The sequence below is a fragment of the Limnohabitans sp. G3-2 genome (assembly GCF_002778275.1).
In the GTDB taxonomy this organism is placed as follows: domain Bacteria; phylum Pseudomonadota; class Gammaproteobacteria; order Burkholderiales; family Burkholderiaceae_C; genus Limnohabitans_A.
In genome coordinates, this window is the sequence record NZ_NESG01000005.1 from 344,478 (window position 1) to 371,295 (window position 26,818).

Genomic DNA, 26,818 nt, shown 5'->3' on the forward strand with positions numbered 1-26,818 from the left:
ACCACAGTCAAAAGACAGGTGCCCATCGCATCCACTTCAACGGCCTTCTTGGGCGCGAGCCCCTGTTCGCGAACGGTTGAACCACCGCTCGCACTCGCTCAAACCCTGGCCAACACGGGCCCCAGCGCCACGCCCGTGTGCGTGCCCAAGAGCACCAGCGCCTCGGGTGTCATGGCGGCCACAATGCGGCCACCGGCGTTGCCGCCTTCTGGCCCCAGGTCAATCACCCAATCGGCTTCGGCGATCACGTCCAGGTCGTGCTCGATCACGATCACGCTGTGGCCCGCGTTCACCAAGCGGTGCAGCACGCTGATGAGCTTGTCCACATCGGCCATGTGCAGGCCCACCGTGGGCTCGTCCAGCACATACAGCGTATGCGGCGCTTTGTTGCCGCGCTTGCCCACTTCGTCACGCACCTTGGTGAGTTCGGTCACCAGTTTGATGCGCTGGGCTTCGCCGCCGCTGAGCGTGGGTGAGGGCTGACCCAAGGTGAGGTAGCCCAGCCCCACGTCTTTGAGCAACTGCAACGGGTGGGCAATGCTGGGCATGCTGGCAAAAAAGTCCACCGCCTCGTCCACTTCCATCTGCAGCACATCGCCGATGCTCTTGCCGCGCCACGTCACCGCCAAGGTCTCGGGGTTGAAGCGGGCGCCTCGGCAGGTTTCGCAAGGCACTTTCACATCGGGCAAAAAGCTCATCTCGATGGTGCGCATGCCCTGGCCTTCGCAACTCGGGCAGCGGCCTTCGCCGGTGTTGAAACTGAAACGCCCGGCGGCGTAACCCCGCGCCTTGGCTTCCAAGGTTTCGGCAAACAGTTTGCGGATCGTGTCCCAAAATCCGATGTAAGTGGCCGGGCAGGAACGCGGCGTTTTGCCAATGGGCGTTTGGTCCACTTCGAGCACGCGGTCGATGGTTTCAAAGCCTTGCACATCGCTGCAGGCGGTCAAGGCCACGCGCTGGCCTGCGTCTTGCGCGGTTCGGCCGGCGAAGGTGGAACGCTGGCCGACCAGCGCCTGCACATTGGCCAGCAGCACATCGCGGGCCAGGGTGGATTTTCCAGAGCCGCTGACGCCGGTAACGGCGACCAAGCGTTTGAGCGGGACCTGCACATCAACCTTGCGGAGGTTGTGCAAGTTGGCGCCTGTCAAGGTGAGCCATTGCAGAGGAGCCGCCGCAGTTTCTGCAGCTTCTGCGTGGGGCGGTGGCGTGGGCGCCGATTTTGGCGTACCCCCGCCATATGAGGCGCTCGCGTCACCGCCCCGCGCAGAAGTACCCACAACGCGACGCACCTGCATCGGATGCTTCATCGCATGCAACAAATAACGCCCCGTCTGCGAATCGGCAGAAGCCGTGATGTCGGCCACCGAACCTTGCGCCACCAAACGGCCACCACGTTTGCCCGCACTCGGGCCAATGTCGATGATGTGGTCGGCACGGCGGATGGTGTCTTCGTCGTGCTCCACCACCACCAGCGTGTTGCCTTTGTCGCCCAGCTTGTGCAGGGCGTTGAGCAAGATCTGGTTGTCGCGGGCGTGCAAGCCAATGGTGGGCTCGTCCAGCACATAGCAAACGCCCTGCAAGTTGCTGCCCAGTTGTGCGGCCAAACGGATGCGTTGCGCCTCTCCGCCGGAGAGCGTGGGTGCACCCCGGTCGAGCGTGAGGTAGCCCAAACCCACTTCTTCCAAAAACTCCAGGCGGCTTTTGATTTCGGGCACCAAATCGCGGGCGATGTCGGCATCGCGCCCGGTGAGCTGCAGTTGGTCCACCCAATGCCGCACGTCGGTCACCGACAAGCTGGCGATGTCGGTGATGCGCCAGCCCTGGCCAGGCGCCGAGCCCAAGCGCACCGCGCGGGCCGTGGCGTTCAGGCGGGTGCCTTCGCAGCTGGGGCAAGCCACGTTGGCCAAGTCTTCGATCTCGGGTTCGGCAAAGGTTTGTTCGCGGCCTTTTTGTTTGTCGTCTTGCACCGAATCGTCAAACACTTGGCGTTCGTCTTTGCTGAGCTTGACGCCCGTGCCCACGCAATCGGGGCACCAGCCGTGCTTGCTGTTGTACGAAAACAAGCGCGGGTCGAGTTCGGCATACGAGGTGTCGCAAGCCGGGCAAGCGCGCAATGTGGAAAACACGCGGTGTTGGCCGATGCGGGCGGTGGACTCGCCGCTGAACATGGCTTCGAGCAAGCCGTCCAGGTCGCTCAGCACATGCACCACGCCTTTGCCATGTTCCAGTGTTTTGCTCAGGGCTTGGCGCAGCGCAGTCTCGTTGGACGGCAGCACATCCAGACTGGCCACCGGCAGTTCAATGTTGTGTTCTTTGAACCGGTCGATGCGCGGAAAGCCTTGTGTGGGCAAAAAGTCGCCATCGACGCGCAAGTGCGTGTAGCCCCGAGGCCGCGCCCAATCGGCCAGCTCGGTGTAAACGCCTTTGCGGCTGTTGACCAGCGGCGCCAACAGGCCAATGTGCTGCCCCCGAAACTGCGTCATCAGCTGCGCGATGATGCTGTCTGGCGTCTGCGGTTGCACGGGGGTGTTGTCGTGCACGCAATGCTGGATGCCCAGCTTCACGTACAGCAGGCGCAAGAAGTGCCAAACCTCGGTGGTGGTGCCCACGGTGGATTTGCGGCCACCGCGCGACAGGCGCTGCTCGATCGCCACCGTGGGCGGGATGCCGTACACCGCATCCACCTCGGGGCGGCCGGCGGGCTGCACGATGCTGCGCGCGTAGGCGTTCAGGCTTTCCAAATAACGGCGCTGGCCTTCGTTGAACAAGATGTCAAACGCCAGCGTGGATTTGCCGGAACCACTCACTCCAGTGACCACGTTGAAGCTGCCGCGCGGGATGTTGACGCTCAGGTTTTTGAGGTTGTGCTCTTTGGCGTTGACGATTTGGATGTTGTTGTTCAACACAGGTGGGCGTTTGACAGGCATTGCAGAAGACCCTGCGCCCTCGCGACCCGAAACGCTAGCCAGCGAGGCTGCGGTGTCAGGGGGTGACGATTTTGGCGTACCCCCGCCGTATGAGGAACCCGCTGACGCCGCAGCCTCGCTCCCAAGAACACCCGACCGCCCAGCCAGAACACCGACCTCGCCCCCATCAGAACCCAAACGCTCAGCCACACCCAAGACCTCACCCATCGATTCAGCGTACTCGCGCAGCGCCAGCCCCGTGTGCGATGTGGCATGTTGACGCACCTCTTCGGGCGTGCCCTCGGCCACAACCAAGCCCCCGGCATAGCCGCCCTCTGGCCCCAGGTCGATCAGCCAATCGCTGGCGCGGATCACATCGAGGTTGTGCTCGATGACGATGAGCGAATGCCCCGCCTCGAGCAGCTTGCGCAAGGCCCGCATCAGCTTGGCGATGTCGTCAAAGTGCAGGCCCGTGGTCGGCTCGTCAAACAAAAACAGCGTGCCCTTGCGGGCCAGACTCTGGCGGCTCTTGGAAGCGCTCTTGGCGGCCTCGGCCAAAAAGCCTGCGAGCTTGAGGCGCTGCGCCTCACCGCCCGACAAGGTGGGCACCGGCTGGCCCAGCTTGACGTACTCCAGACCCACATCGACGATGGGTTGCAGGGCGCGGATCACGTCGCGGTCTTGCGCGAACAAGGCGGCGGCTTCGCTCACGGTCAAGTTCAGCACATCGGCCACGTTCAGGTGGCGCACAACGCCACCTATGGCTTGGCGCTCGACGGTGATCTCCAAAATTTCGGGGCGGTAGCGCTTGCCATCGCAATCGGGGCAGCGCAGATACACATCGCTCAAAAACTGCATCTCGACGTGCTCAAAGCCCGAGCCACCGCAGGTGGGGCAGCGGCCATCGCCACCGTTGAAGCTGAACTTGCTGGCGGTGTAGCCGCGCTGGCGCGACAGCGGCGCGGTGGCAAATATTTCGCGGATCGCGTCCCAGGCCCCCACATAGCTCACCGGGTTGGATCGGGCGGTTTTGCCAATGGGCGACTGGTCGACAAACACCACATCGCTCAGGTGGTCTGCCCCCAGCAGGCGGTCGTGTGCGCCTGGCGTTTCGGTGGCTTTGCCAAAGTGGCGCATCAGCGCCGGGGCCAGCACGTCCTGGATCAGGCTGGACTTGCCCGAACCGCTCACACCGGTGATGGTCACAAGCCGTTGCAGCGGAAAGTCCACGCTGATGTTTTGCAGGTTGTGCTCGCGTGCGCCTTCCAAAATCAAACGCGGCGTGCTGTCGGACACCATGCGCTTGAAGCCCAGGCCCACTTGTTTGCGCCCACCCAAATAGGCGCCCGTGAGCGTGTCGGCGTTGCGCAAGTCGGCGGTGCTGCCGTCGAACACGATCTCGCCACCGCGCTCCCCAGGGCCCGGGCCCATGTCGATCATGCGGTCAGCGGCCATCATCACGGCCGGGTCGTGCTCAACCACCACCAGCGTGTTGCCCGCGTCACGCAGCCGGTGCATGGCCTGGGTGATGCGGTTCATGTCGCGCGGGTGCAGGCCGATGCTCGGTTCGTCCAGCACAAACAAGGTGTTGACGAGGCTGGTGCCCAAGGCGGTGGTCAAGTTGATGCGCTGCACTTCCCCGCCGCTCAGTGTGCGGCTTTGGCGGTCGAGCGTGAGGTAGCCAATGCCCACGTCGCACAGGTATTTGAGGCGGGTGGTGATTTCTTCGAGCAGCAGTTGCAGGGCTTTTTGTTCAGCGCTTTTGCCTTGTCCTGGTTCTTCGGAGTGTAGGTTGGCCTTGGTGGTTTCTGCTGAAGTTCGGTCTGCATCAGCGCGGGGGGCGGGCTCCTCATGAGGCGGGGGTACGCCAAAATCGTCGTCCGCCCCCCGCTCTGTCGCAGACCTGGTGGTCGCTCGATCGTCTGGCAACATCTCTGTCGCTGTTCTTGCAGGCGCCTTTCCACCCGTACCCACGGCTTCGGCCGGGGATGGGCTGGGCGACGATTTTGGCGTACCCCCGCCGTATGAGGAGCCCAGCCCATCCCCGGCCGGAGCCTCCCCTGCCAGGCCCACAACAGCCTGCCCCAAGAACGCTTGACCCGAGGCTGACACCCGGTCAAAAAACAAACGCAAACGGTCGAGCGGCATGATCATCATGTCGTGCAGGCTCAAACCCGGCAGCGCCTCCAACTGCGCACGGGACCACTTCACACCCGCGGGCATGAAACGCTTCTCCACGGGCAAAACGCCATCGGCATCCGAATGGCTGCCAATGCGCCAGAGCAAACTCTCGGTCTTCAAACGCGCGCCTTGGCATGTCGGGCACTCGGTGTAGCTGCGGTACTTGGACAAGAGCACCCGGATGTGCATCTTGTAGGCCTTGCTCTCCAGGTACTCAAAAAAGCGCTTCACGCCGTACCACTGGTGGTTCCAGCGCCCCTTCCACTCGGGGGAGCCATGGATCACCCAGTCTTGCTGCGCTTGCGTCAACTTGTCCCAGGCCGTGTCGCGCGGAATGCCTGCGGCCTCGGCGTGGCGCATCAGGTCGTCCTGATTTTCTTGCCAGGCGGGCGTTTGCAGCGTCTTGATGGCCCCGGCCCGCAGCGTGAGCTTGGGGTTGGGAATGACCAGGCCGTAGTCGACCCCGATCACGCGCCCAAAGCCCCGGCAGGTCTCGCACGCGCCCACGGCGGAGTTGAAGGAAAACATCGACGGAATCGGGTCGGTGTAGCGCTGATCGCTGTCTGGGCAATGGAGGCCGGTGGAGAAACGCCAGAGGTCAAAGGTGGGCTCGGACGCAGCAGACAAATCGGGATCTGACCCCAATTTCTCCGCGTACACATTCAGGCGGCCACCGCGTTTCAGGGCCACTTCGATGGCTTCGACCACGCGGGCTTTTTCGGCGGTGCCGATGCGAAAGCGGTCGGCGATCACGTCCAGCACTTTGCGCGGGCCGGTGGGGGTGGCCACTTCGCGTTCGGCCTGCACCTTGGTGAAGCCGCTGGCCGAGAGCCATTGCTCGACCTGCTCGGCGCTGGTGCCTGCGGGCAACTCAACTGGGAAGGTCAGGTACAGGCGCGGGTCGCCCGCTTGGGCGGCGCGCTGGGCCAGTTCGGCATAAATGGTGTCGGGGTTGTCGTGGCGCACGGCTTGCGCCGTGTCTTTGTCAAACAGCTGGCCCAAACGGGCGAACAACAACTTCAGGTGGTCGTTCAGCTCGGTCATGGTGCCCACGGTGGAACGCGAGCTGCGCACCGGGTTGGTCTGGTCAATGGCAATGGCCGGGGGCACGCCTTCGACCTTGTCCACCGCCGGTTTGTCCATGCGGTCCAGAAACTGGCGGGCGTAGGCGCTGAAGGTCTCCACATAGCGGCGCTGGCCTTCGGCGTACAGCGTGTCGAACACCAGGCTCGACTTGCCCGAGCCGCTGGGCCCGGTGACGACGGTCAATTCACCCGTGCGGATGTCCAAGTCGATGTTTTTGAGGTTGTGCTGACGGGCACCACGGATGCGGATGAGACCTTGGGACATGGACGGGCTTTATGGGGTGAAGGCCAAACATTCTAGGGCGCAGAACAGGACCACACGCGCGGGCAAAAGAAAAGCCACGCACAGGCGTGGCTTTGCTTGGAGGCGCTTGACCGGGGTCAAGCACTCAGCGGGCCATCACTTGGCAGCGCTGGCCTCGGGCGCAGGTGCAGCAGCAGGCGCCGCAGGTGCAGAAGCGTCTGCTTTGGCGGGCTCCACATGCACAGCGTCAGCGCCGTGCTTCTCACCGCTCATGTCCAGGCTGTCACCGCCTTTGCCGATGACATACAAAGCCAAGCCAGCAAAGACCACAAAACCAACAACAATTTTCCACATGATTCATCTCCAATAATGAAAAAGGCCCTCCACAGAGGGAAGGCCCGAAATGTAGCACCCGAGTCACCCCGGGATGCTTACAAGAAAGATCAGTCGTCAGCGTAGATGTCGACGTCTTTGGTTTCTTTGATGAACAAACCACCGATCACGACGGTTGCACCGGCGATGATGATGGGGTACCACAAGCCGTTGTACATGTTACCGGTCTGGGCCACGATCGCGAAAGCGGTCGTGGGCAGCAAACCACCGAACCAGCCGTTACCGATGTGGTAAGGCAAGGACATGGAGGTGTAACGGATACGGGTGGGGAACATCTCGACCAGCATGGCGGCGATCGGGCCGTACACCATGGTCACCAACAACACCAAGTAGGAGAGGATGATGATGACGGTGACTTTGTCGAACTTGGCCATGTCGGCTTTGACGGGGTAGTTCGCAGCCTTCAGAGCAGCGCCCAGGTTGGAAGCCAACAAAGTGGCGCCAGCGGTCTTCTCGTTGCTCAAGTCTTTGACAGACTTGGTGGCCGCTTCGATGGCCTTGGCATCTTTGGGTTCTGCCGCGTTCAGAGCCGCCAGCTTTTCCTCGGCCTTGGCCTTGGCAGCAGCGACGTCTTCAGCCGAGTACTTCACGTTCACCACGGTCTCGCCCACCTTGATGATGGCAGGGGTGCCAGCAGGTGCGACTTCGTTCGAGTAGCTCACCGATGCGCCAGCCAAACGTTGCTTGGCAACGTCGCAAGAAGAAGTGAACTTCTTGGTGCCTGTGGGGTTGAACTGGAACGAGCACTCGGCTGGGTCAGCAATCACCACCACTTGCGATGCGGCTTGGGCAGCGTACAAGTCGGGGTTGGCAGCCTTGGTCAAGGCCTTGAACACGGGGAAGTAGGTCAAAGCGGCCAACAAGCAACCGGCCAAAATGATCGGCTTACGGCCAATCTTGTCAGACAGCGCGCCGAACACGATGAAGAACGGTGTACCGATGATCAAAGAGATCGCGACCATGATGTTGGCGGTGGCGCCGTCCACTTTCAACGCTTGTGTCAAGAAGAACAAAGCGTAGAACTGACCGGAGTACCACACCACCGCTTGACCTGCTGTCAAACCGATCAGGGCCAAGATCACGATTTTCAGGTTTTTCCACTGGCCGAAAGACTCGGACAGAGGGGCCTTGGAGGTCTTGCCTTCGGCTTTCATTTTCACGAAAGCAGGCGATTCGTTCATGCTCAAACGGATGTAGACCGAGATGATCAACATGATGATCGAGACGATGAATGGCACGCGCCAGCCCCAGTCGGCGAAGGCTTCTTCACCGATGATGGTCCGTGTGCCCAAGATCACCATCAGCGACAGGAACAAGCCCAAAGTTGCTGTGGTCTGGATCCAGGCGGTGTAAGCACCGCGCTTGCCGTGAGGGGCGTGCTCGGCCACGTAAGTGGCGGCACCACCGTACTCACCACCCAAAGCCAAACCTTGCAACAAGCGCAGGCAGATCAGGATGACGGGAGCGGCCACACCAATGCTGGCGTAGTTGGGCAAGATGCCCACGATGAAGGTCGATGCACCCATGATCAGGATGGTGACCAAGAAGGTGTACTTGCGGCCGATCATGTCGCCCAAGCGGCCGAAGAAGATCGCGCCGAATGGACGCACGATGAAACCGGCAGCAAACGCCAGCAAAGCGAAGATGAAAGCAGAGCCTTCGTCCAAGCCGCTGAAGAACTGTTTGGCAATGATCGCGGCCAACGAGCCGTACAGGTAAAAGTCATACCATTCGAAAACGGTACCCAGAGAAGAGGCAAAAATCACCTTCTTCTCTTCCGCCGACATCGGACGGGGTTCAGTTGTAGCCATAGAGCTGTCTCCAAAAAAGAGTCTCCGACACGGAAACTTGGCGCGATTCTTGGACCCAGCACTTGCCCCTGTCTGACATGCAACCAACAAACACTTACAAACCGCGCGTTAACCCTTGGAATTAATTTCATATTGCGAGAAACAAGCCCAGACCAAGGGTAATCCCCCGAAATCATTTTGGGCCGTACCCCCCAGCGATGGCCGTTGAATGCGGACCAAGCTGTGTTTTGCGCGTCTTCCAGGCATGGCCTGATCCATTACAGTTCACCGTCACCGCCCAGAACCCTGCAGCCCACACCCCACAAGCCATGAACGAAAACACCTTTGACTACATCATTGTTGGCGGCGGCACCGCTGGATGCCTGCTGGCCAACCGCCTGAGCGCCGATGCCAGCAAGCGCGTGCTGTTGATCGAGGCGGGTAAAAAAGACGATTACCACTGGATCCACATCCCCGTGGGCTACCTGTACTGCATTGGCAACCCGCGCACGGATTGGATGTACCAAACCGAGCCCACCGAGGGCTTGAACGGGCGCAGCCTGCGCTACCCGCGTGGCAAGGTGCTGGGGGGGTGCTCCAGCATCAACGGCATGATTTACATGCGCGGCCAGTCGCGCGACTACGACCAGTGGGCGCAGCTCACCGGCAACGACGCCTGGCGTTGGGACCAGACCCTGCCCTACTTCAAGCTGCACGAAGACCACTACAACGGCGCCAACGAATTTCACGGGGCCAAAGGGGCCAAGTCTGAACTGCTGGCCCCCACCGACTTGCCCAAGGGCGGTTACCTGCACACCTTGCGTGGGCGCAACACGGGCGGTGAGTGGCGCATTGAAAAGCAGCGCCTGCGTTGGGACGTGCTGGACGCGTTTTCGCAAGCGGCGCAGCAAGCGGGCATTCCGGCCACCGACGACTTCAACCGGGGCAACAACGAAGGCGTGGCGTACTTCGATGTGAACCAGCGCAGCGGTTGGCGCTGGAACACGGCCAAGGCCTTTCTCAGACCCACCTGCTATGCCCGCGCCAACTTTGAGCTGTGGAACAAAGCGCAAGTTGCCAAACTGATCTTGGAAACCCAAGCCAACGGCGAAAAGCGTTGCACCGGAGCGCAGGTGTGGACGGGGCTGGAGATGGTGGAAGTCAAAGCCACACAAGAGGTGATTTTGAGTGCGGGCAGCATTGGTTCGGCGCAAATTTTGCAGCTCTCCGGCATTGGCCCGGCAGCCTTGCTCCAAGGCGTGGGCGTTGAGGTGACACATGACTTGCCCGGCGTGGGCGCCAACCTGCAAGACCACCTGCAGATCCGCTCGGTGTACAAAGTCAAAGGGGCCAAAACCCTCAACACCTTGGCCAACAGCCTGTGGGGCAAGGCCATGATTGGCATGGAATACGCCTTCAAACGCTCGGGCCCCATGAGCATGGCACCCAGCCAGTTGGGCGCGTTCACCAAGAGCGATCCATCGCAGGCGCACGCCAACTTGGAGTACCACGTTCAGCCGCTGAGCCTGGACGCCTTTGGCGAGCCGCTGCACAGCTTCCCGGCCATCACGGCCAGCGTGTGCAACCTCAACCCCAGCAGCCGAGGAACGGTGAACATCACCAGCCCAAGCTTTGAAGATGCACCGGCCATTGCCCCCAATTACCTGGCCACGGCCGAAGACCGCAAGGTGGCCGCCGACAGCCTGCGCGTGACGCGCCGCATCATGGCGCAGGACGCGATGAAGCCCTTCCAGCCCGAAGAGTTCAAGCCTGGCGTGCAGTACCAAACCGACGAAGAGTTGGCCAAGCTGGCGGGGGACATCGCCAGCACCATCTTCCACCCGGTGGGCACCACCCGCATGGGGCGAGAAGACGACCCGATGGCGGTGGTCAATGGGCGCTTGCAAGTTCGGGGCGTGGCAGGCCTGCGTGTGGTCGACGCGGGCGTGATGCCCACCATCACCAGTGGCAACACCAACAGCCCCACGCTCATGATTGCGGAAAAGGCGGCGCAGTGGATCGCCGAAGATGCCGCACAACGCACCGGTGCTTGACATGCCCGCCCGCCTTCGTTTTCGCAAACGGGTGTTGACTGCGGTGCTGTTGGGGATCTGGGTCTGCGTGAATTTTGTGCTGCCCTTTTTTGCACGCGAGCTGTCGTTCACCGTGGCCGGGTGGCCCCTGCACTTCTGGCTCAGCGCACAAGGCTCGCTGCTGGTCTTTTTGGCGGTGGTGGTGGTCTATGCCTGGCTGGTGAACCGCTGGGAAGCAGAGGCTTCAGCCGCCGAGCCCGAGCCGCCCCAAGCGCCCTGAAACGCGCATCAGCTGCTGCGCTTGATCCCGACCGCACACCGATCGGGGGCGTGCCAATCGGGTCCGTCAAACCACGCATCGCCTTGCAAATAAGCCCGCAGCATGGGCAAAGCGTCTTGGCCCCAAAACACTTTGCCATCCACCACGAAGCTGGGCACGCCAAACACGCCTGCGGCAATCGCTTCTTGGCTGTGGGATTGCAAGGCTTGTTTCACCTGCTCGCCATCGGGTGGCAAAACAGGTGACAGCTCGGCATGCAAGCGCGCCAGTCGCGCCGGGTCTGCCGCATCGAGGCCCGTGCACCACACATGCCGGAAGATTTTTTCACACACAAACCGGTTGGGCTGACCGTCGGACGCGCAAGCACTGGCCAAGCGCAGCACACCCAGAGGGTTGAACGGGTGCGAAGCGGGCAACTGCAAAGGGGTGCCCTGCTGCTGGGCCAGCCACAAAACTTGGCGGTAGGTCCAATCGCGTTTGCTGGGCATCTCTGCAGGACCCAATTGGCCATGGTGCTTGAGCAAGGCCGCAAACAACAGGGGTTTGTGCACCACCCGGTGGCTGATGCCCTCCAGCGCCCGCGGCAAGGCGTCAAAGGCCAACCAGGCGTAGGGCGAGATGAAGTCCAGGTAAAAGGTGATGGTTTTCATGGTGCAAATGCGCAGGCTTCAGCGCTTGGAATTTTCCAGTTCACGGCGCTTTTTCAAGCGCTCGGGTATCTCAACCCACACCTGGTGCTGCGCCTGCACCGTGGCTCGGCTCCAGCCGCCAATTTCAGGCAGGGTCCGCAAACACCCCTCACACCATCCGGCACTGGGGTGCATCAAACACAGCGACATGCAAGGGGAAGGCACCGAGTTCGGCTCAGGGGGTGTGGGCCTGGCCAAATACGCTTGGGCACGCTCGGCCAATTTGTCCCAGTAATGGTCGTTCATGGGGTCTCACTCGGACATGCGGGCGGTGTTTGCGCCACGTCGGCCACAGGCGCGCGCGTCAACCGTTTCAGGTCTTCAGGCGCCAAGGGGAACACGGCATGGGGATGTCCAGCAGCCGCCCAAACCACCTCAAACCGCCACAGGTCTTGGTCCAACAAGGTGACCGGTGGGTTCAGGTGCGCCACGGGCGAGACGCCACCAATGGAAAAGCCGGTTTGCGCTTTCACGAAGTCGGGATCGGCACGGCCAACCTTGCCCACCAGGGCCGAGACTTTTTTCTCGTCCACACGCCGGTCGCCCGAGGTGACCACCAACACGGCCACGCCGTCTTCTTGGCGTTTGAAGATCACGCTCTTGGCGATCTGACCCAGCAAAACACCCAGGCCGTCGGCGGCCTCTTGTGCGGTGCGGGCAGCGCCATCGAGCATGAGCGGCGCGTGGGGGTGATCGGCCGCCTGCAAAAAACCGGCCACACGCTGCACACCCTGCGGCAAGGCATGGAGTTCGGCGCCACACATCTCTCAGCCTGCCCGCTTGTTGAGGATGGCCTTGGCCACATTGGAGTTGGGCTTGCGGCCCAGAAAGTCACTGATGAACGCGCCGGCATCCACCAGTTTGTCGAGGTCAATGCCCGTGGCAATGCCCATGCCGTGGAGCATGTAGACCACGTCCTCGGTCGCCACATTGCCCGTCGCGCCTTTGGCATAGGGGCAGCCCCCCAAACCGGCCACCGAAGACTGGAAGTTCCACACGCCCATTTGCAAAGCGGCCAAGGTATTGGCCAAAGCTTGGCCATACGTGTCATGAAAATGCCCACAGATGTGGTCGATGTCGAAATGCTGGAGGGTGGCCTCGATGGCGCGCTGCACCTTGAGCGGTGTGCCCGTGCCAATGGTGTCGGCCATGTCCACGCGCTGCACGCCAATTTGCTTCATCAAACCCGCCAGATGGCTCACGCTCTGGGGCGACACATCCCCCTCATAAGGGCAACCCACGGCGCAACTCATGGCGCCGCGCACGGCGATGCCCGCAGACAGCGCGGCCTGCACCACGGGCGCAAAACGCTCAATGCTTTCTTCGATGGAGCAATTGATGTTTTTTTGGCTGAAGGCCTGGCTGGCCGCGGCGAACACCACGATTTCGTCGGGGCGCGAGGCGATGGAAGCCTGGTAACCCACCATATTGGGCGTGAGGACCGAATACAGCACGCCTGACTGGCGCTCAATGCCGGCCATCACCTGCGCGTTGTCGGCCATCTGCGGCACCCACTTGGGGCTGACGAAGCTGGTGACCTCGATCTCGGTCAGACCTGCGGCTTGCAGGCGGTGCACCAATTCGATCTTCACCGCTGCGGGCACGGGCTGCTTTTCGTTTTGCAAGCCGTCGCGCGGGCCGACGTCGATGATTTGAACTCGGGAAGGCAGTGACATGGGGTTCTCTTTCTGTTCAATAGCCGCGCTGTGCATCCACAACGCCGTTGATCGCTTGGCCGAGCTGCAAAGCCTGAATTTTGCCAACGATCTGCGCGATGCTTTCTTCGCGCAGGGTGCGGGCCGAGGTGTGCGGCGTGACGGTGATTTTCGGGTGATGCCAGAAGGGGTGCGTCAGCGGCAGCGGCTCGGTGCGGAACACATCGAGCATGGCCCCTGACAGGTGGCCGCTGTCGATCAGGACGATCAGGTCTTCCTCGACCAGGTGCTTGCCCCTGGCCACGTTGATGAGGTAGCCGCCGGCTTGCAATTGCGCGAGCGTGTCTTTGTTCAGAATGTTTTCGGTCTCGGGTGTGAGTGGCATCAGGTTGACGAGCACGCGCGTGGCCTGCAGGAAATCAGGCAAGCTCTGCGCCCCGCTGAAACAGCGAACGCCGGGCAGGTCTTTGGGGCTGCGGCTGTAGCCATTGACGGGAAAGTCAAAGACCGCAAGCGCTTTGGCCACGCGCTCGCCCAACACCCCCAAGCCCATCACGCCCACGGCGAAGTCAGCCCGGCTGCGGGGTTTGCGGTAAGACCATTTGCCCGCTTGCGTGTCGGCGTCGTAGCCATCGAACTCACGAAAATGCCGAATCACCGCATGGCACACGTATTCGGCCATTTGCACAGACATGCCGGCATCGTCCAGGCGCACCACCTTCAGGCTCGGCGGCAGTTTCAGCTGGAGCAAAGCGTCCACACCGGCGCCGATGTTGAACAGGGTTTGCAAACCGAGCTGCTCGTCGATGAACTGCTGGGGCGGCGCCCAGACAATGGCGTGGTCGGCAGGTGCGGCGCCAGGTGCCCAGGCAGACACAGCGGCCTGCGGAAAGGCTTGCTGCAGGCCCTGCACCCAAGGGTCAGGCGACAGGCCTGAGAAACAAACGGTGAGCTTCATGGGGCTATTTTGTCAGCAAGCGCCTGACCGGGGTGTCACCAAGGGCAAGGTGGCCTGAACAGGCCCCTCAGTTGGCTTTTGTGGGAGCGAGCCCCTGCTCGCGAATGCGTTCTCAGGCTGTTCAGCCATTCGGCCGCAGGGGCGGCCTCCCACGAAAGTCCTAGAAACCTCTGCTGCAAATGCCTCCCACATCAGCCTCCCCTTGTGGGAGCGAGCCCCTGCTCGCAAATGCGTCAGTCTCCCCTTGTGGGAGCGGGCCCCTGCTCGCGAATGCGTCCCCAGGCTGTTCAGCCATTCGGCCGCAGGGGCGGCCTCCCACAAAAGTCCTTGCAAGCCTCAGCAGGAGATGCCCCCCACATCAGCCTCTTCTTGTAGGAGCGAGCCCCTGCTCGCGAATGTGTCAGCCTCCCCTTGTGGGAGCGAGCCCCTGCTCGCGAATGAATACTTCTGCTCATGCATGCACACCCAGACCGAACAGCCATTCGGCCGCAGGGGCGGCCTCCCACAAAAGTCCTCGCAAGCCTCAGCAGGAGATGCCCCCCACAAAAGTCCTCGCAAACCTCTGCAGCAAATGCCTCCCACAACAGTCACAGCAACCCTCAGTTGCAAATGCCTCACACCGCCAGTTTGAGCAGCTCGGCCCCGTCTGCCACCTGGTCACCCGGGGCGTACAGCAACTCGGCCACCACGCCGTCTTTGGGGGCACTGATGGTGTGCTCCATTTTCATGGCTTCCATCACTGCCAGCGGCTGACCGGCTTTGACCTTGTCGCCTGCCTTGACGGCGAAGGACACCACCTTGCCGGGCATGGGGGCGGTGAGGCGACCGCCTTCTTGCGCGGCTTCGCCCGCATGGGCCAAGGGGTCGAGCACGGTGATGCGGGTCGCGCCCTGGGGCGTGAACAGGTGTGCGGTTTCACCTTGCCAATCGAGCTGGCTGAAGACCCTCTGGGCATGGCCCCACTGCACCCACAGGCCTGCGCCATCGGCCGCCCATGTCAACACACCAGCAGCCGCGCCATCGCCTTCCAGCGACAGGCTCACCGCGCCGTCGTGCAAGTAGTTCAGACGGGCCGAGCGGGGCTGGTCTTGCCAGACAAATTCAAAGCGGCGCTGCGCCAAACCGTGCGACTGCCAGCCGTCGCGGCGGCTGAAAGGGTCTGCGCCCTGCAAAGCTTTTTCGGCGTGCAGGGTGTGCGCCACCACGGCGGCCACGGCCGCAGCCAAGCCCACGGTTTCTTGTTTGAACAGCACAGCGGTTTCGCGTTGGATCAAGGCCGTGTCGAGCTTGGCGGTGGCAAACGCCTGGCTGCGCACCACATGGCGCAAGAACTGCACATTGGTGTTCAGGCCCACGATGTGGGTTTGCGCCAAGGCCGTGTCCAGCCGGGCCAGGGCTTGCTCGCGGCTGTCGCCATGCACGATGAGCTTGGCCACCATGGAGTCGTAAAACGGGCTGATGGTGTCGCCCTCGCGCACCCCATCGTCCACGCGCACCGTGCCACGCTCAAAGCTGCTGGCCTGCGGCTTGCGGTAGACCTGCAGCGTACCGGTGGCAGGCAGGAAGTTGTTGTCGGGGTTCTCGGCGCAGATGCGCGCCTCGATGGCGTGGCCCTGGATGCGCAGCTGGTCTTGCCGCAAAGGCAGCGGCTCGCCACTGGCCACACGCAACTGCCACTCGACCAGATCCAGCCCCGTGATCGCTTCGGTCACGGGGTGCTCCACCTGCAGGCGTGTGTTCATCTCCATGAAGAAGAACTTCATGGACTCGGGTTGGTCATAGGCCGTTTGCTCGACGATGAACTCCACCGTGCCCGCGCCGACGTAGTTCACGGCTTTGGCGGCCGCCATTGCCGCCGCCCCCATTTGCGCACGCAGGGCCTCGGTCATGCCGGGGGCTGGCGCTTCTTCGAGCACTTTTTGGTGGCGGCGTTGCACCGAGCAGTCGCGCTCGAACAAATACACGCAGTTGCCGTGCGTGTCGCCAAACACCTGGATCTCGATGTGGCGAGGGCGCTGCACGTATTTTTCAATCAGCACCGCGTCGCTGCCAAAGCTGTTGATGGCTTCGCGCTGGCAACTGGCCAAGGCGGCGGCAAAGTCTTCGGACTTTTCCACCACGCGCATGCCCTTGCCTCCCCCGCCCGCGCTGGCCTTGATGAGGGCCGGGTAACCGATTTGGTCGGCCTCGCGCTGCAAGAGCGCCGGGTCTTGGTCTGCGCCGTGGTAACCAGGGACCAAAGGCACACCGGCCGACGCCATCAGCCGCTTGGACTCGGCCTTCAGGCCCATCGCCAAAATGGCCGATGCGGGCGGGCCGATGAACACCAGACCGGCTGCAGCGCAGGCCTTGGCAAAGTCTTCGTTCTCGCTCAAGAAGCCATAACCGGGGTGCACCGCTTGCGCACCGGTGTCTTTGGCGGCTTGCAAAATGCGCTCCCAACGCAGGTAGCTGTCTTTGGGGGCCGAGCCGCCCACATGCACCGCTTCGTCGCAAGCCTGCACATGCTTGGCACGGGCGTCGGCGTCTGAGTAGACCGCCACGGTCTGGATGCCCATTCGGCGGGCGGTGGCCGCCACGCGGCAGGCGATCTCGCCACGGTTGGCGATCAGTATTTTTTTGAACATGTTTGCTTCCTCAAGCCATCCAATGGGGTTTGCGTTTTTGCAAAAAGGACTGCACGCCTTCTTTGCCCTCGGCACTGGCGCGGATCTCGGCAATGCCCGCCACCGTTTGTGCCACCAGCGCGTCGTTGATCTCGCGTTCGGCCACGTCTTGCACCAGCTTTTTGCAAGCGCGCACGGCGTGGGGGCTGGCGTTCACCAGCGCCTGCGTCAGCTCAGCCACTTTGGCCTGCAGCGCATCGGCGCTCACCACCTCGTGCACCAGGCCGATGCGGTGCGCCTCGGCCGCACCAAAGCGTTCGGCCGTCAAAAAGTAGCGGTGTGCCGCACGCGCGCCCATGGCGCGGATCACATAGGGGCTGATGGTGGCGGGGATCAAGCCCAGCTTGACCTCGCTCAAGCAATAGTTCGCTGTGTCCACGCTCACCGCCATGTCGCACGCGGCGACCAAGCCCATGCCGCCCGCATACACATCGCCTTGCACGCGGGCAATCGTCGGTTGTGGACAGGCATAAATGGCGCGCAACATGGCCGCCAACTCTCCCGCATCGGCCAGGTTTTCTGCATGCGTGTAATCGGCCATGCGGCGCATCCAGTTCAGGTCTGCGCCAGCGCAAAAGGCGGGACCCTCGGCAGCCAGCACCACGCAGCGCACGGCGCTGTCCTGGGCCACCGCCAGAAAAGCGTTTTTCAACTCGGCGATGACTTCGTCGTTGAAGGCGTTGCGCACGTCAGGACGCGACAGCGTGATCGTGTGCACGCCGCCTTGGGTGGAAATTTTCAGTGCTGTGCTCATGCTTTGGGCGCCTGTTCTGCCAAAAGGAAATAAACCATGTCGAGTTCTGGGCAAGGCTGGCCCATGGCGGTCAGTGCCGCCGTGATCTGGCCCCGGTGGTGGGTGGCGTGGTTGAACACATGCGACAAGGTGGGCGCAAAGGGCAAGGACAGGGGCTCACCCTTGCTGCTTCGGTAGTCCAGCTGCCCTTCAAAGCGCTCGGCGCTCCAGCTGGCGATCAGGGGCGTCCAGTTGGCCGATCCACCCTTGAGCGCCTGCGCCAGGCGTTCGCGATCCGGTTCAATTTCACTGTTCAGGGGCAGCACCGGCGATGCGCCTTTGGCAAAACGCGCCAACCACAGCAGGTGCTCGGCCACCAGCATGTGGTTCAGGGTGCCGTGGAGGCTTTGGAAGAACAGGCCCACGTCGCGCCGATAGTCTGCATCGGGCACGCGCGAGACCGCTTCGAGCAGGCGGTGCGTGGCCCAGACGTGGTAGCGGGCTTGGGCGTTGAAGTGAATGTGCCAAGTCGAGGAAGCGTTCATTGTGGCCATGTGTCGAGCCCTCCCAGCGTTTTGAGTGATTCAAAGTCGGCATCACGGTGCAGCAGCGTGTGGCGGTGGGTCATGCAGTAGCTGGCTAACAGCACGTCGATGGGGCTGTGCACGGTGCGCCCTGACTGGCGCAACCGTTGATAGAGTGTGGCCGCCTGCAAGGCGTTGTCGAGGCCACCAATCTCCACCACTTCCAAGTCCAGCAAAAGGTCTCGCACCCGGGCCTGGGCACTGGCCGTGGAGAAGCCTCGCACCACCTCAAAAATAACCAGATCGGCTACACCAATGTCGGGCGGCCCATCTTCCCCAGTGAGCCAGCGCTTTAACTGTTGGGTCTGCGGGTTGATCGTGCCTCGAAAGTGATCGATCAGCACGCTGGAGTCCACCAAAATCATGCTGACTTGCCTTTGGCAGGAAGCCGGGTTGCCGCTGCTGCTCGGGATTTTCGGCCCATCACAGTCGGCTTGACCTCATAAGCAGCCACATGTTCTTGCACAGTCTCTGCAAGTTGCCGCTCTTCGCGCGCCTTGGCCCAGGCTTCGTCAGAGTCGTCCCAAAACAAAGTGCCACGCGCGGCCAACAACGCCGCATAGGCCTTCTTGCGCTTGAGCAAACGCAAGCCCTCCTCGACCGCTTCTTTTTTGGTCTTGAAGCCGCCCGCCGCCATGGCGGCAGCCATCAAGTCGTCGTCAATTTCAATGTTGGTTCGCATGCGCACAACCCCTTAATGTGTATGAATTTAAAAAATCATACACATCACATGCGGAAAAGTCCAAATTTCGTCTCGGGAATCGGGGCGTTGAGCGATGCGCTCAAGCCCAGTGCCAACACGCGGCGCGTGTCGGCCGGGTCGATGATGCCGTCGTCCCAAATGCGGGCGGTGGCGTAATAAGGGTGGCCCTGGTCTTCGTATTGCTGCTTGATCGGGGCTTTGAAGGCTTCTTCCTCCTCCATGCTCCACTGGCCGCCCTTGCCTTCGATGCCATCGCGCTTGACGGTGGCCAGCACGCTCGCGGCCTGCTCACCGCCCATGACACTGATGCGGGCGTTGGGCCACATCCACAAAAAGCGCGGGCTGTAAGCGCGGCCGCACATGCCGTAGTTGCCCGCGCCAAAGCTGCCGCCAATGATGATGGTGAACTTGGGCACTGCCGCAGTGGCCACGGCCGTGACCATCTTGGCGCCATTGCGGGCGATGCCTTCGTTTTCGTATTTGCGCCCGACCATGAAGCCTGTGATGTTCTGCAAAAACACCAGCGGAATTTTGCGCTGGCAACACAGCTCGATGAAGTGGGCGCCCTTCAAGGCCGACTCGCTGAACAAGATGCCGTTGTTGGCGATGATGCCCACCGGCATGCCTTCGATGCGGGCGAAGCCGCAAATCAGGGTGGTGCCAAAGCGCGATTTGAATTCGTCGAACTCGGAGCCGTCGACGATGCGGGCGATGATTTCCCGCACATCAAACGGCTTGCGGGTATCGGTGGGGATCACGCCATACAACTCCTGCGCATCGAACTTCGGGGGCACGGGCGCGTGCGTGGCGATGTTCGGGGCCTTTTGTGCGTTCAGGTTTTTCACGGCTTGGCGCGCCAGCGCCAGCGCGTGCACATCGTTTTGCGCCAAGTGGTCGGCCACGCCAGACAGGCGGGTGTGCACATCGCCGCCGCCCAGGTCTTCGGCGCTCACGACTTCGCCTGTGGCCGCTTTGACCAAAGGCGGGCCGCCCAAAAAGATGGTGCCCTGGTTCTTGACGATGATGGTTTCGTCGCTCATGGCGGGCACGTAGGCGCCGCCTGCGGTGCAACTGCCCATGACGACCGCGATCTGCGCGATGCCTTGCGCGCTCATGTTGGCCTGGTTGAAAAAGATGCGTCCGAAGTGGTCGCGGTCGGGAAAGACCTCGTCTTGGTTGGGCAAGTTGGCACCGCCCGAGTCCACCAAATAAATGCAGGGCAGGTGGTTTTGCTGCGCGATCTCTTGCGCCCGCAAATGCTTCTTCACCGTCATGGGGTAATAGGTGCCGCCCTTCACCGTGGCGTCGTTGCACACGATCATGCAGTCCACCCCGCTCACACGGCCAATGCCCACGATCACGCCCGAGCTGGGCGCGTCGTTGTTGTACATATTGAGCGCCGCCAGCGGTGCGACTTCGAGGAACGGCGTGCCGGGGTCGAGCAGCATCTGCACGCGGTCGCGCGGCAGCAATTTGCCCCGGGCGGTGTGTTTGGCGCGGGGGGCATCGCCACCGCCTTGGGACACGCGCTCCAAGTGGGCGCGCAGCTCATCGACCAGGCCACGCATGGCGGCGGCGTTGTGCTGAAAATCGGCGGAACGCGGGTTCAGTTGGGAATGCAAAACGGTCATGGTGCTTCCTATAGGCTGGGGCGCGGGGCTGGGCCCCGGGCGCATCGAACGTGCAATGCTGGCCAGCTTAATGCCTGCCGCCCCATGGGCGCGTGTCAAATGGGTTGCAAATCGTGCCACAATTTATGCCGCCATGAAACACGCCGCCAGCCCCCTTCCGAGCCCCATCCATCCTGGGGCGCATCGCCCTGGCATCGCCGTGCGCGCCGAAACCCCCATGGCATTTGTGCGCGCCATTGCCAGCGCTTTCACCCTGCGTGGCCTGGACCCCCTGCCCGCGTTGCAGGCAGCACAAATTGCGCCAGACCAACTGCACCAGCCCGATGCACGCATCACCGCCTTACAAATGGAATGGCTTTCGGCCGCCGCCATGCGCGAGTTGGACGACGAGGCGCTGGGTTGGTTCAGCCGCCGCCTGCCTTGGGGCAGCTACGGGATGCTGGTGCGCGCGTCATTGACAGCACCCACCTTGGGCGTGGCGCTGGCCCGTTGGTGCCGCCACCACGGCCTGCTGACCGACGACATCCAGCTGCAAGTCAAGGAAGCACAGGGCGTGGCCAGCCTGCAGTTGACCGAGCAACGCGAACTGGGCGCTTTGCAGGAATTTGCCGTGGTGTCGGTCCTGCGCAATGCCTTGGGCGTGGCCTGCTGGCTGACGGATTCGCGCATCCCCTTGCGGCAAACCACCTTGCGCTTTGCCCCGCCGGCTCATGCCGACAGTTACCGCGTGTTGTTTGACGGGCCCACCCAGTTCAAAGCGCCCACGCACAGCCTGCAGTTTGACGCGGGCTACCTGAGCCTGCCCGTGCGCCGCGACGAGGCCGCCCTGCAGCGCATGCTGCAGCGCGCCCTGCTGCTCACCGTGCGCCCCTACCGGCGCGACCGTCTGCTGGTGGAAAAAGTGCGCCAGACCCTGGCCCAACACCCCGAGCACAGCCGCAATGCCGAAGACTTGGCGGCCTGGCTCCATTTGTCGACCCGCACCCTGCACCGACAACTCAAAGAAGAAGGCGCCAGCCTGCAGCAGCTCAAAGACGCGGTGCGCCGAGACCTGGCCACCGACCTGCTGCTGCGCACGCAGCGCCCCATCAAACAAATTGCCGCGGAGGTGGGGTTTCTCAACGAGAAGAGTTTCATGCGGGCGTTCAAAAGCTGGACAGGCCTGACCCCCGAGGGCGTTCGGGCACTGCGCTGATCAGCCTTTGAACACGGGTGTCATTGGCCAGTCGGCGACTCCGAGATCTGCACGACCGTCGACTGACCGCCCACCGTCACCACCACCGACAAGGGGAACGCGCCGGCAGGCACCGCACTGGTCACCAGTGTTTGCGTGGCCGCGTCGTAGCGAATCCAGGCGGGCAAGGGCTCGCTGTTGGGCAGCGTCACCTTCACCGCAGCGCCCGATGCAGCAGGCGTCACCACCTGCTCGGGCAAAGCAATCACCAAGCCAGAGCCTGCGGTGGCGGTCCCCGCGGGCACCAACACCGCCACCAAGCCGGTCACCTGCTGAGTGGGCGAGCTGATGGTGCTGACGCTCACACCCGCGCTAGAGCTACCACCCGCACTGCCCGCACTGCTCGCGCCTGCGCTGCTGGAGGCCAGCACCGTCAAAGTGGGCGGTGCGCTGTTGGCCGTGGGTACAACCGCCAATGTGGGGGCCAAAATGGCCACGGGCAGCGCGCGGATCTCACCGGTCTGGTTGGGCACCAAGCTGACCACGTAGTTGTTGCCGTTGTTGCCGTCCACAATTTGGTAACCCATTTGAACGCTCAAGGTTTTGCCGGTGCCCGGGTTGGCATCGGCATAAGCTTCCCTCAAATTGACCACCGCATCGGACACCTTCAGACCGCTGACCACAGGCACAGCTTGCGCCTCGGTGTTGCCATCAAAGCTCTTGGTGTTGGTGACCGCGGTCACGGTCAAAGGCGCTGGGGTGACGCTGCCCATGCTGCCGCTGGCCGAAGTGGGCAAGATGTAGTTGCTCAGCTGGGTGCCGCTGTTGGCGGCAAAGTCGCTGCTCCCCAGCGCTGCAGTCACGGCTTTGCTGGTGCCCACATTGGCGGTGTCCAGCGTGCCTGCCGTCTGGCTGACGCTGGCACCTTCCGAGTTGGCAAAGCCCGACAAGGCAAAGTTGCCTGCCGTCAAAGTGACGGCAGTGCTGCCGTCGTAGACCTTGCTGCTGCTGCCCGTGAGCGTGGCGCTCAAAGGTGCTGGATTCACCGTGTGGGTGCTGTCCCCATAGATGAAGTTGTAGTTGTTCACATTGCCCGTACTCAGCACCGCCCCAGAGGGGCGGACACTGAAGTTGCCGGCTTGGGCCACGCCGAGCGCAGAGCCTGCATGGCCGCTGGGCGTCTGGGTGACCGAGGCCAGTGCATCTTGACCCACCAGGCCGTTGACCGCGTAGCTGATGCCATTGGCCAATGCTGCGTAGGTGGTCACGCCGTCGTAGGTGGTGGTTCGGGCGATGTTGGTGAGGTTCACCGACTTGCGGTTGACCGTGTAATTGACCGCGTTACCGGCGCTGAAGATATAGCCCGGCAGCGTCAAACTGGGCGTCAAGCTCAGGGTGTAGGTGCCCGCATTTGTGCTGGCGACCAACCCGCTTGCAGCGATGCTGGACGACCCAGTCAGTGCCAAGCTACCCGTTACCCCAGTGGGCACATTGACAGCACCCGATAAGGCGCCAGAGGTTAGCGCAAAGCTTTGTGAAGTCGATGGAATACCCGAGTAAGACACATTCACGCAACTGGCCGAACTGCTGGAATAGCAATAGTCTAATGACGTTGGGGCGGTGCCGTAAGTACTGCTTTGGCCCGACACGGGCAATACATAAATGGTGACTGGGGCCGCTCCGCGGAAGGCGGCCCAATAGCCTGAGCCGAAGATGTTGCTGCCGCTGTCTCGGTTGTAGACCTTGTCAAACGGGGAATACGCGGACAGTTGGCTGATCAGCGCTGTAGCTTCGAACGTGGCTGGATTGCCAGAATAAAAGACGGCAAGCGCATTGGCACCCATGCTGAAGCTGGGACTTCCACTCAACACCAGGTCGCCACCCGTCACCATGCCAGCCGCCGAGAGGGTGCCCGCTCTCAAATTGATAGCGGGTGCATTGCCATTGTTTGAGGTGCTTGTGGTGGAGACATTTTGCGAAACTGTCAGGTCACCCGTGCGTGTGGACACCGCGATCGTGCCCGTCGAGTCTATGCCGCGGTAAGTGTTGCCCGCTATCGCCACCTGACCAATGGTCAGGGCCTGGTTGTTGACCACATTCAATGCACCCAACCCAGAGCCCGATGCGATGGTGCTCAAGGTATTGTTGACATTGCTCAGATTTTTTGTGCCCGTCCCCAAGAATACCAAGCCATACCCATTGCTGGAAATGGCGGTAAAGGCATGCAAGTAACCAGCGCCACCCATCATTGAATTGGCCGTCAAACTCACACCGAGCGAAACATCACCCTGGCCAACGCCTCCGCTGGTGGCGTTATTCACCAGCGCACCACCTGCCAAAGAAACCGGGGCATAGATGTTGTAATTGTTCAAGTCCAGGGTGGCACCCGTTTGAACCGTCACTGTGCCCGAACCCAAGGGCCCAGAAGAGCCGTTGTAAGTGGTCGCTTCTGTGGCTGTGCCCGAGGCAATTGTCAAACCACCCGAGAAGGTGTTTTGGTTGGCCATGATCAAATTGCCCGTGCCTGACTTTGTCAGCGCACTGGCGCCTGTAACCAGACCCGATAAGGTCAATTGCGATGCAGCCCCCGCCACATTAATGGTGCTGTCAGCACCCAGTGTGACTGCCCCCGACAGACTGCTTGTCCCAGTCGACGTGGCCAAAGTGCCGCCGCTCAGCGTGATGGCTTCGCCCCCCACGGACACACCTTGCAGGTTCAGCGTGGCGCCACTGGCCACGGTGGTGCCACCGGCCGTTGAACCCAAGCCGGTGGCGTTGCTGATGGCCAGGGTGCCTGCGCTCACGGTGGTCGCACCGGTATAGGTGTTGGCGCCAGAGAGGGTGATGGTGCCCGTACCGGCCTTGGTCAACGCTCCACTGCCGCTGATCACGCCATAGATCGAGACATCGCTGCTACCGGTGAAATTAATGGTGCCTGCGTTCGCGATAGGAACGCTCAAAGAGCCCACGTTGGCCGTGTCGTAATTGACCACCCCTCCCGCGCTCAGGGTCAAGGCAGAAATATTTCCCTGGTTCGATGCCGTTGGCGCGAAACTGGCCACAGTGCTGGTACCGCTCAACACCCAGTTGGAAGCGATGGACCAGAGACCGTTCGAAGCACCGTTGTAGGTGAGCGCAAAGAGCGATGAGTCGTAAGCCGTGCATTGGCTGATGGCGCAGCGTACTGGAAAGCCACCATTCACACCCGCCTGAAAACCCCAACCCGATGCATCAGTGAATGAGCCAGCGGTGTTTCCAAAAGCGCTTGAGAAACTGGAAGCATTTTTCAATTGCGACGCGGTGAGCGCCGAGACGCCGCTGAAAACGGTGCCATTACCCATGCCACCTGTAGAAACATCAAAACTCGGGTTCGCGGTTGCATTCCAATAATTGTCTTCAATATTGACGTTTGTGCCAGTACCAAGGTTGCCAATGAGCCCGCCCCTGTACGTAGTTCCTGTCACGCCCGTGTTGTTCCTGACAGCACCCGTTGCGTAGCTCTTGGAGATGGTTTTGTTGTCACCGTTTGGAACATAACCCACCAGCCCACCAAAAGAATCTTTGTTGGACTGCATCGCAATCACATCACCCGTGGCAAAGCTGTTTGTGATGTGTGAGTGGTTCTGCATAGAGCCAACCAAACCGCCGGTGCCAGATACCCCACGAATCGCACCTGTGGCATAGCTGCTGTTAATCGTGCCTCCATACAAGAAACCTACCAGCCCCCCCATGGAGCCGCCATTGCTCGTATTGCCTGTGACATCTCCCGTTGAATAACTTTCCGATATGGTGACTGGCTGCGCCAACCCCACCAGACCGCCAACGCCACCAGCACCTGTCACCGCTACCGTCGAATAAGACCTTTTGATGACCAGCCCGTTGGTGTAGCCGGCAATCGCTCCAACCCAGCTGGGACCCACAATGCTCCCGCTCACACCCAAGTTGCTGACATTGCCATTGCTGCTACCGAACAGGCCAATGAATCCGCTCGCACTCGGGTTATTGATATTCAGACCGGAAATCACATGGCCGAAGCCATTGAGTTTTCCACCGAAACTTGCCACGACAGCAGCGGTGTAAACGGTGCTGAACCCCAGCTGACTGCCCATCACATAATTGCCGCCGCTGGCGATACCGACAAAATCCGCTTCAGAATTGATGACGCTGTAGCTTGTGTTGCTGATTTTTACCGTACCGCTGGTCGAGACGTTGATTTGCCCATTAAAACCAGTGGCCGCACCAGCCCCAAAAGAGCCAGCTGACAAATAACCACCCGTCAAACCGCTCGCAGGCGAAGTGGCCATGCCCATGAGCACAGCACCACCTGCTGTGTAGCCGGTCACTGCGCTGGAGCTGGGGTTTAAATTCAAAGAGCCAGAACCCGTCACGGTCAAAGACCCTGTGGCGCTGCTTGAGCCCACATGGATGTTGTAGCCCGCATTGAGCGTCAGTGAGTTGGCACTCCAGCTGACGGCGTCGTAAATGTTGATGTCGCCTTTGGTGCCTGTGGTGCTGACATTGCCGAACTTGGTCCCCGACGTGTCCGTGCCAGTGCCGGCTTGCAGAGTGACGTTCCCGCTCGCCAGCAAGGTGGACAGTGTCGACCCGCTGATGTTGCCGGTGCTCGATACCTCAAAATCATTCGGGTCCAGCAGCCAGTTGCCTGCCTGCCCCCGGGGCGCGAGCGTGGTGACCCGTGCCGCATCCGCAATCTTCAAATGCGTTGCCGAGGTCTCGATGAATCCGCCATAACCGCCCTGCTCGCCGCCCTTGGCGCTGATGGTGCCGTCAACCTGTGTGATGCCGGTGGCGTTGGCCAGGTCTGCAATGACGTCGATGCGCCCGCCATTGCCCGCGCTGCTTGGCGCGGCATCGGCGCTGATGCGGCTACTTGGCGTCAGTTCAATCTTGTGGCTGGCGCTCAAGCGGATGGTGCCGCCGTCGTTCACAAGCCCCGTGGCCGAGAGGGCGCCGCTGTTCTTCACTACGCCGCCCAGCAATCCACTGGCGGCTTGGGCCGACAAGATGATCAAGCCGCCGGGGGCTTGCACCGCTTGGCCGTTGTCCACCAGCGTCTGGAGGGTGGCCGGGGTCACCAGCACGTTGGTCAACT

Annotated in this window: 18 protein-coding genes; 3 read left to right on the plus strand and 15 right to left on the minus strand. The window is 61.8% G+C overall.

Annotated elements, in window-relative coordinates:
* Positions 1-98: 98 nt before the first annotated feature.
* The 3 genes from B9Z31_RS10205 to B9Z31_RS10215 all read right to left on the minus strand — a co-directional run bounded on the left by B9Z31_RS10205 (position 99) and on the right by B9Z31_RS10215 (position 8,620).
* Entirely contained in the window at positions 99-6,437 is a 6,339-nt protein-coding gene (locus B9Z31_RS10205; RefSeq protein ID WP_100119446.1) for an excinuclease ABC subunit UvrA, read from the minus strand.
* A gap of 135 nt (positions 6,438-6,572) precedes the next feature.
* Entirely contained in the window at positions 6,573-6,770 is a 198-nt protein-coding gene (locus B9Z31_RS10210) for a hypothetical protein (protein WP_100119447.1), read from the minus strand.
* Between the two features lie 89 nt (positions 6,771-6,859).
* Positions 6,860-8,620, minus strand: a complete 1,761-nt coding sequence (locus tag B9Z31_RS10215; RefSeq protein ID WP_100119448.1) for an MFS transporter — start codon at positions 8,618-8,620, stop codon at positions 6,860-6,862.
* A gap of 308 nt (positions 8,621-8,928) precedes the next feature.
* Here B9Z31_RS10215 and B9Z31_RS10220 point away from each other — a divergent pair, with 308 nt between their 5' ends.
* The gene (locus B9Z31_RS10220) at positions 8,929-10,653 is read left to right on the plus strand and encodes a GMC family oxidoreductase (protein WP_100119449.1); all 1,725 of its coding nucleotides are present in this window, start codon (positions 8,929-8,931) and stop codon (positions 10,651-10,653) included.
* A gap of 1 nt (position 10,654) precedes the next feature.
* Entirely contained in the window at positions 10,655-10,912 is a 258-nt protein-coding gene (locus B9Z31_RS10225; RefSeq protein WP_233200890.1) for a DUF4212 domain-containing protein, read from the plus strand.
* Positions 10,913-10,920: 8 nt separating this feature from the next.
* On the opposite strand, the gene B9Z31_RS10230 is transcribed toward B9Z31_RS10225, so the two are convergent.
* From B9Z31_RS10230 to B9Z31_RS10280, 11 genes are all read right to left on the minus strand, one after another.
* On the minus strand, positions 10,921-11,562 hold the full coding sequence (locus B9Z31_RS10230; RefSeq protein WP_100119451.1) for a 2-hydroxychromene-2-carboxylate isomerase: 642 nt from the start codon (positions 11,560-11,562) through the stop codon (positions 10,921-10,923).
* An 18-nt stretch (positions 11,563-11,580) separates the two neighbouring features.
* Positions 11,581-11,847 carry a DUF1289 domain-containing protein gene (locus B9Z31_RS10235; RefSeq protein WP_100119452.1) on the minus strand — a complete coding sequence of 89 codons (267 nt, stop codon included), beginning with the start codon at positions 11,845-11,847 and terminating at the stop codon, positions 11,581-11,583.
* Positions 11,844-12,365, minus strand: a complete 522-nt coding sequence (locus tag B9Z31_RS10240) for a YbaK/EbsC family protein (RefSeq protein ID WP_100119453.1) — start codon at positions 12,363-12,365, stop codon at positions 11,844-11,846. Before B9Z31_RS10240 ends, B9Z31_RS10235 begins: the two co-directional genes overlap by 4 nt.
* Positions 12,366-12,368: 3 nt before the next feature.
* Positions 12,369-13,277 carry a hydroxymethylglutaryl-CoA lyase gene (locus B9Z31_RS10245; RefSeq protein WP_100119491.1) on the minus strand — a complete coding sequence of 303 codons (909 nt, stop codon included), beginning with the start codon at positions 13,275-13,277 and terminating at the stop codon, positions 12,369-12,371.
* A gap of 16 nt (positions 13,278-13,293) precedes the next feature.
* A complete protein-coding gene (locus tag B9Z31_RS10250; protein WP_100119454.1) occupies positions 13,294-14,214 on the minus strand; it encodes a glyoxylate/hydroxypyruvate reductase A in 921 nt (306 codons plus the stop codon).
* A 614-nt stretch (positions 14,215-14,828) separates the two neighbouring features.
* Positions 14,829-16,841: an acetyl/propionyl/methylcrotonyl-CoA carboxylase subunit alpha gene (locus tag B9Z31_RS10255; RefSeq protein WP_100119455.1), complete on the minus strand. Its 2,013-nt coding sequence runs from the start codon at positions 16,839-16,841 to the stop codon at positions 14,829-14,831.
* 10 nt (positions 16,842-16,851) lie between these two features.
* Complete coding sequence (locus tag B9Z31_RS10260; protein WP_100119456.1) at positions 16,852-17,634, minus strand: enoyl-CoA hydratase/isomerase family protein; 783 nt, start codon at positions 17,632-17,634, stop codon at positions 16,852-16,854.
* Complete coding sequence (locus B9Z31_RS10265; protein WP_369804688.1) at positions 17,631-18,167, minus strand: DinB family protein; 537 nt, start codon at positions 18,165-18,167, stop codon at positions 17,631-17,633. Before B9Z31_RS10265 ends, B9Z31_RS10260 begins: the two co-directional genes overlap by 4 nt.
* Positions 18,155-18,562, minus strand: coding sequence for a PIN domain-containing protein (locus B9Z31_RS10270; RefSeq protein ID WP_100119457.1), 408 nt, complete (start codon positions 18,560-18,562; stop codon positions 18,155-18,157). Before B9Z31_RS10270 ends, B9Z31_RS10265 begins: the two co-directional genes overlap by 13 nt.
* Positions 18,559-18,879: a type II toxin-antitoxin system VapB family antitoxin gene (locus tag B9Z31_RS10275; protein ID WP_100119458.1), complete on the minus strand. Its 321-nt coding sequence runs from the start codon at positions 18,877-18,879 to the stop codon at positions 18,559-18,561. The genes B9Z31_RS10270 and B9Z31_RS10275 overlap by 4 nt, the downstream gene beginning before the upstream one ends.
* Before the next feature lie 44 nt (positions 18,880-18,923).
* On the minus strand, positions 18,924-20,531 hold the full coding sequence (locus tag B9Z31_RS10280) for a carboxyl transferase domain-containing protein (protein WP_100119459.1): 1,608 nt from the start codon (positions 20,529-20,531) through the stop codon (positions 18,924-18,926).
* Between the two features lie 133 nt (positions 20,532-20,664).
* On the opposite strand from B9Z31_RS10280, the gene B9Z31_RS10285 reads away from it, so the two are divergent.
* Complete coding sequence (locus B9Z31_RS10285; protein WP_100119460.1) at positions 20,665-21,726, plus strand: AraC family transcriptional regulator; 1,062 nt, start codon at positions 20,665-20,667, stop codon at positions 21,724-21,726.
* Positions 21,727-21,746: 20 nt separating this feature from the next.
* Here the strand turns inward: B9Z31_RS10285 and B9Z31_RS10290 are convergent, their stop codons facing one another.
* Complete coding sequence (locus tag B9Z31_RS10290) at positions 21,747-26,801, minus strand: S-layer family protein (RefSeq protein ID WP_233200892.1); 5,055 nt, start codon at positions 26,799-26,801, stop codon at positions 21,747-21,749.
* Positions 26,802-26,818 lie beyond the last annotated feature (17 nt).

Coding starts and splice junctions, on each gene's coding strand:
- B9Z31_RS10205 (WP_100119446.1), bottom strand. CDS start 6,437: ATGTCCCAAGGTCTCATCCGCATCCGTGGTGCCCGTCAGCACAACCTC.
- B9Z31_RS10210 (WP_100119447.1), bottom strand. CDS start 6,770: ATGTGGAAAATTGTTGTTGGTTTTGTGGTCTTTGCTGGCTTGGCTTTG.
- B9Z31_RS10215 (WP_100119448.1), bottom strand. CDS start 8,620: ATGGCTACAACTGAACCCCGTCCGATGTCGGCGGAAGAGAAGAAGGTG.
- B9Z31_RS10220 (WP_100119449.1), top strand. CDS start 8,929: ATGAACGAAAACACCTTTGACTACATCATTGTTGGCGGCGGCACCGCT.
- B9Z31_RS10225 (WP_233200890.1), top strand. CDS start 10,655: ATGCCCGCCCGCCTTCGTTTTCGCAAACGGGTGTTGACTGCGGTGCTG.
- B9Z31_RS10230 (WP_100119451.1), bottom strand. CDS start 11,562: ATGAAAACCATCACCTTTTACCTGGACTTCATCTCGCCCTACGCCTGG.
- B9Z31_RS10235 (WP_100119452.1), bottom strand. CDS start 11,847: ATGAACGACCATTACTGGGACAAATTGGCCGAGCGTGCCCAAGCGTAT.
- B9Z31_RS10240 (WP_100119453.1), bottom strand. CDS start 12,365: ATGTGTGGCGCCGAACTCCATGCCTTGCCGCAGGGTGTGCAGCGTGTG.
- B9Z31_RS10245 (WP_100119491.1), bottom strand. CDS start 13,277: ATGTCACTGCCTTCCCGAGTTCAAATCATCGACGTCGGCCCGCGCGAC.
- B9Z31_RS10250 (WP_100119454.1), bottom strand. CDS start 14,214: ATGAAGCTCACCGTTTGTTTCTCAGGCCTGTCGCCTGACCCTTGGGTG.
- B9Z31_RS10255 (WP_100119455.1), bottom strand. CDS start 16,841: ATGTTCAAAAAAATACTGATCGCCAACCGTGGCGAGATCGCCTGCCGC.
- B9Z31_RS10260 (WP_100119456.1), bottom strand. CDS start 17,634: ATGAGCACAGCACTGAAAATTTCCACCCAAGGCGGCGTGCACACGATC.
- B9Z31_RS10265 (WP_369804688.1), bottom strand. CDS start 18,167: ATGGCCACAATGAACGCTTCCTCGACTTGGCACATTCACTTCAACGCC.
- B9Z31_RS10270 (WP_100119457.1), bottom strand. CDS start 18,562: ATGATTTTGGTGGACTCCAGCGTGCTGATCGATCACTTTCGAGGCACG.
- B9Z31_RS10275 (WP_100119458.1), bottom strand. CDS start 18,879: ATGCGAACCAACATTGAAATTGACGACGACTTGATGGCTGCCGCCATG.
- B9Z31_RS10280 (WP_100119459.1), bottom strand. CDS start 20,531: ATGACCGTTTTGCATTCCCAACTGAACCCGCGTTCCGCCGATTTTCAG.
- B9Z31_RS10285 (WP_100119460.1), top strand. CDS start 20,665: ATGAAACACGCCGCCAGCCCCCTTCCGAGCCCCATCCATCCTGGGGCG.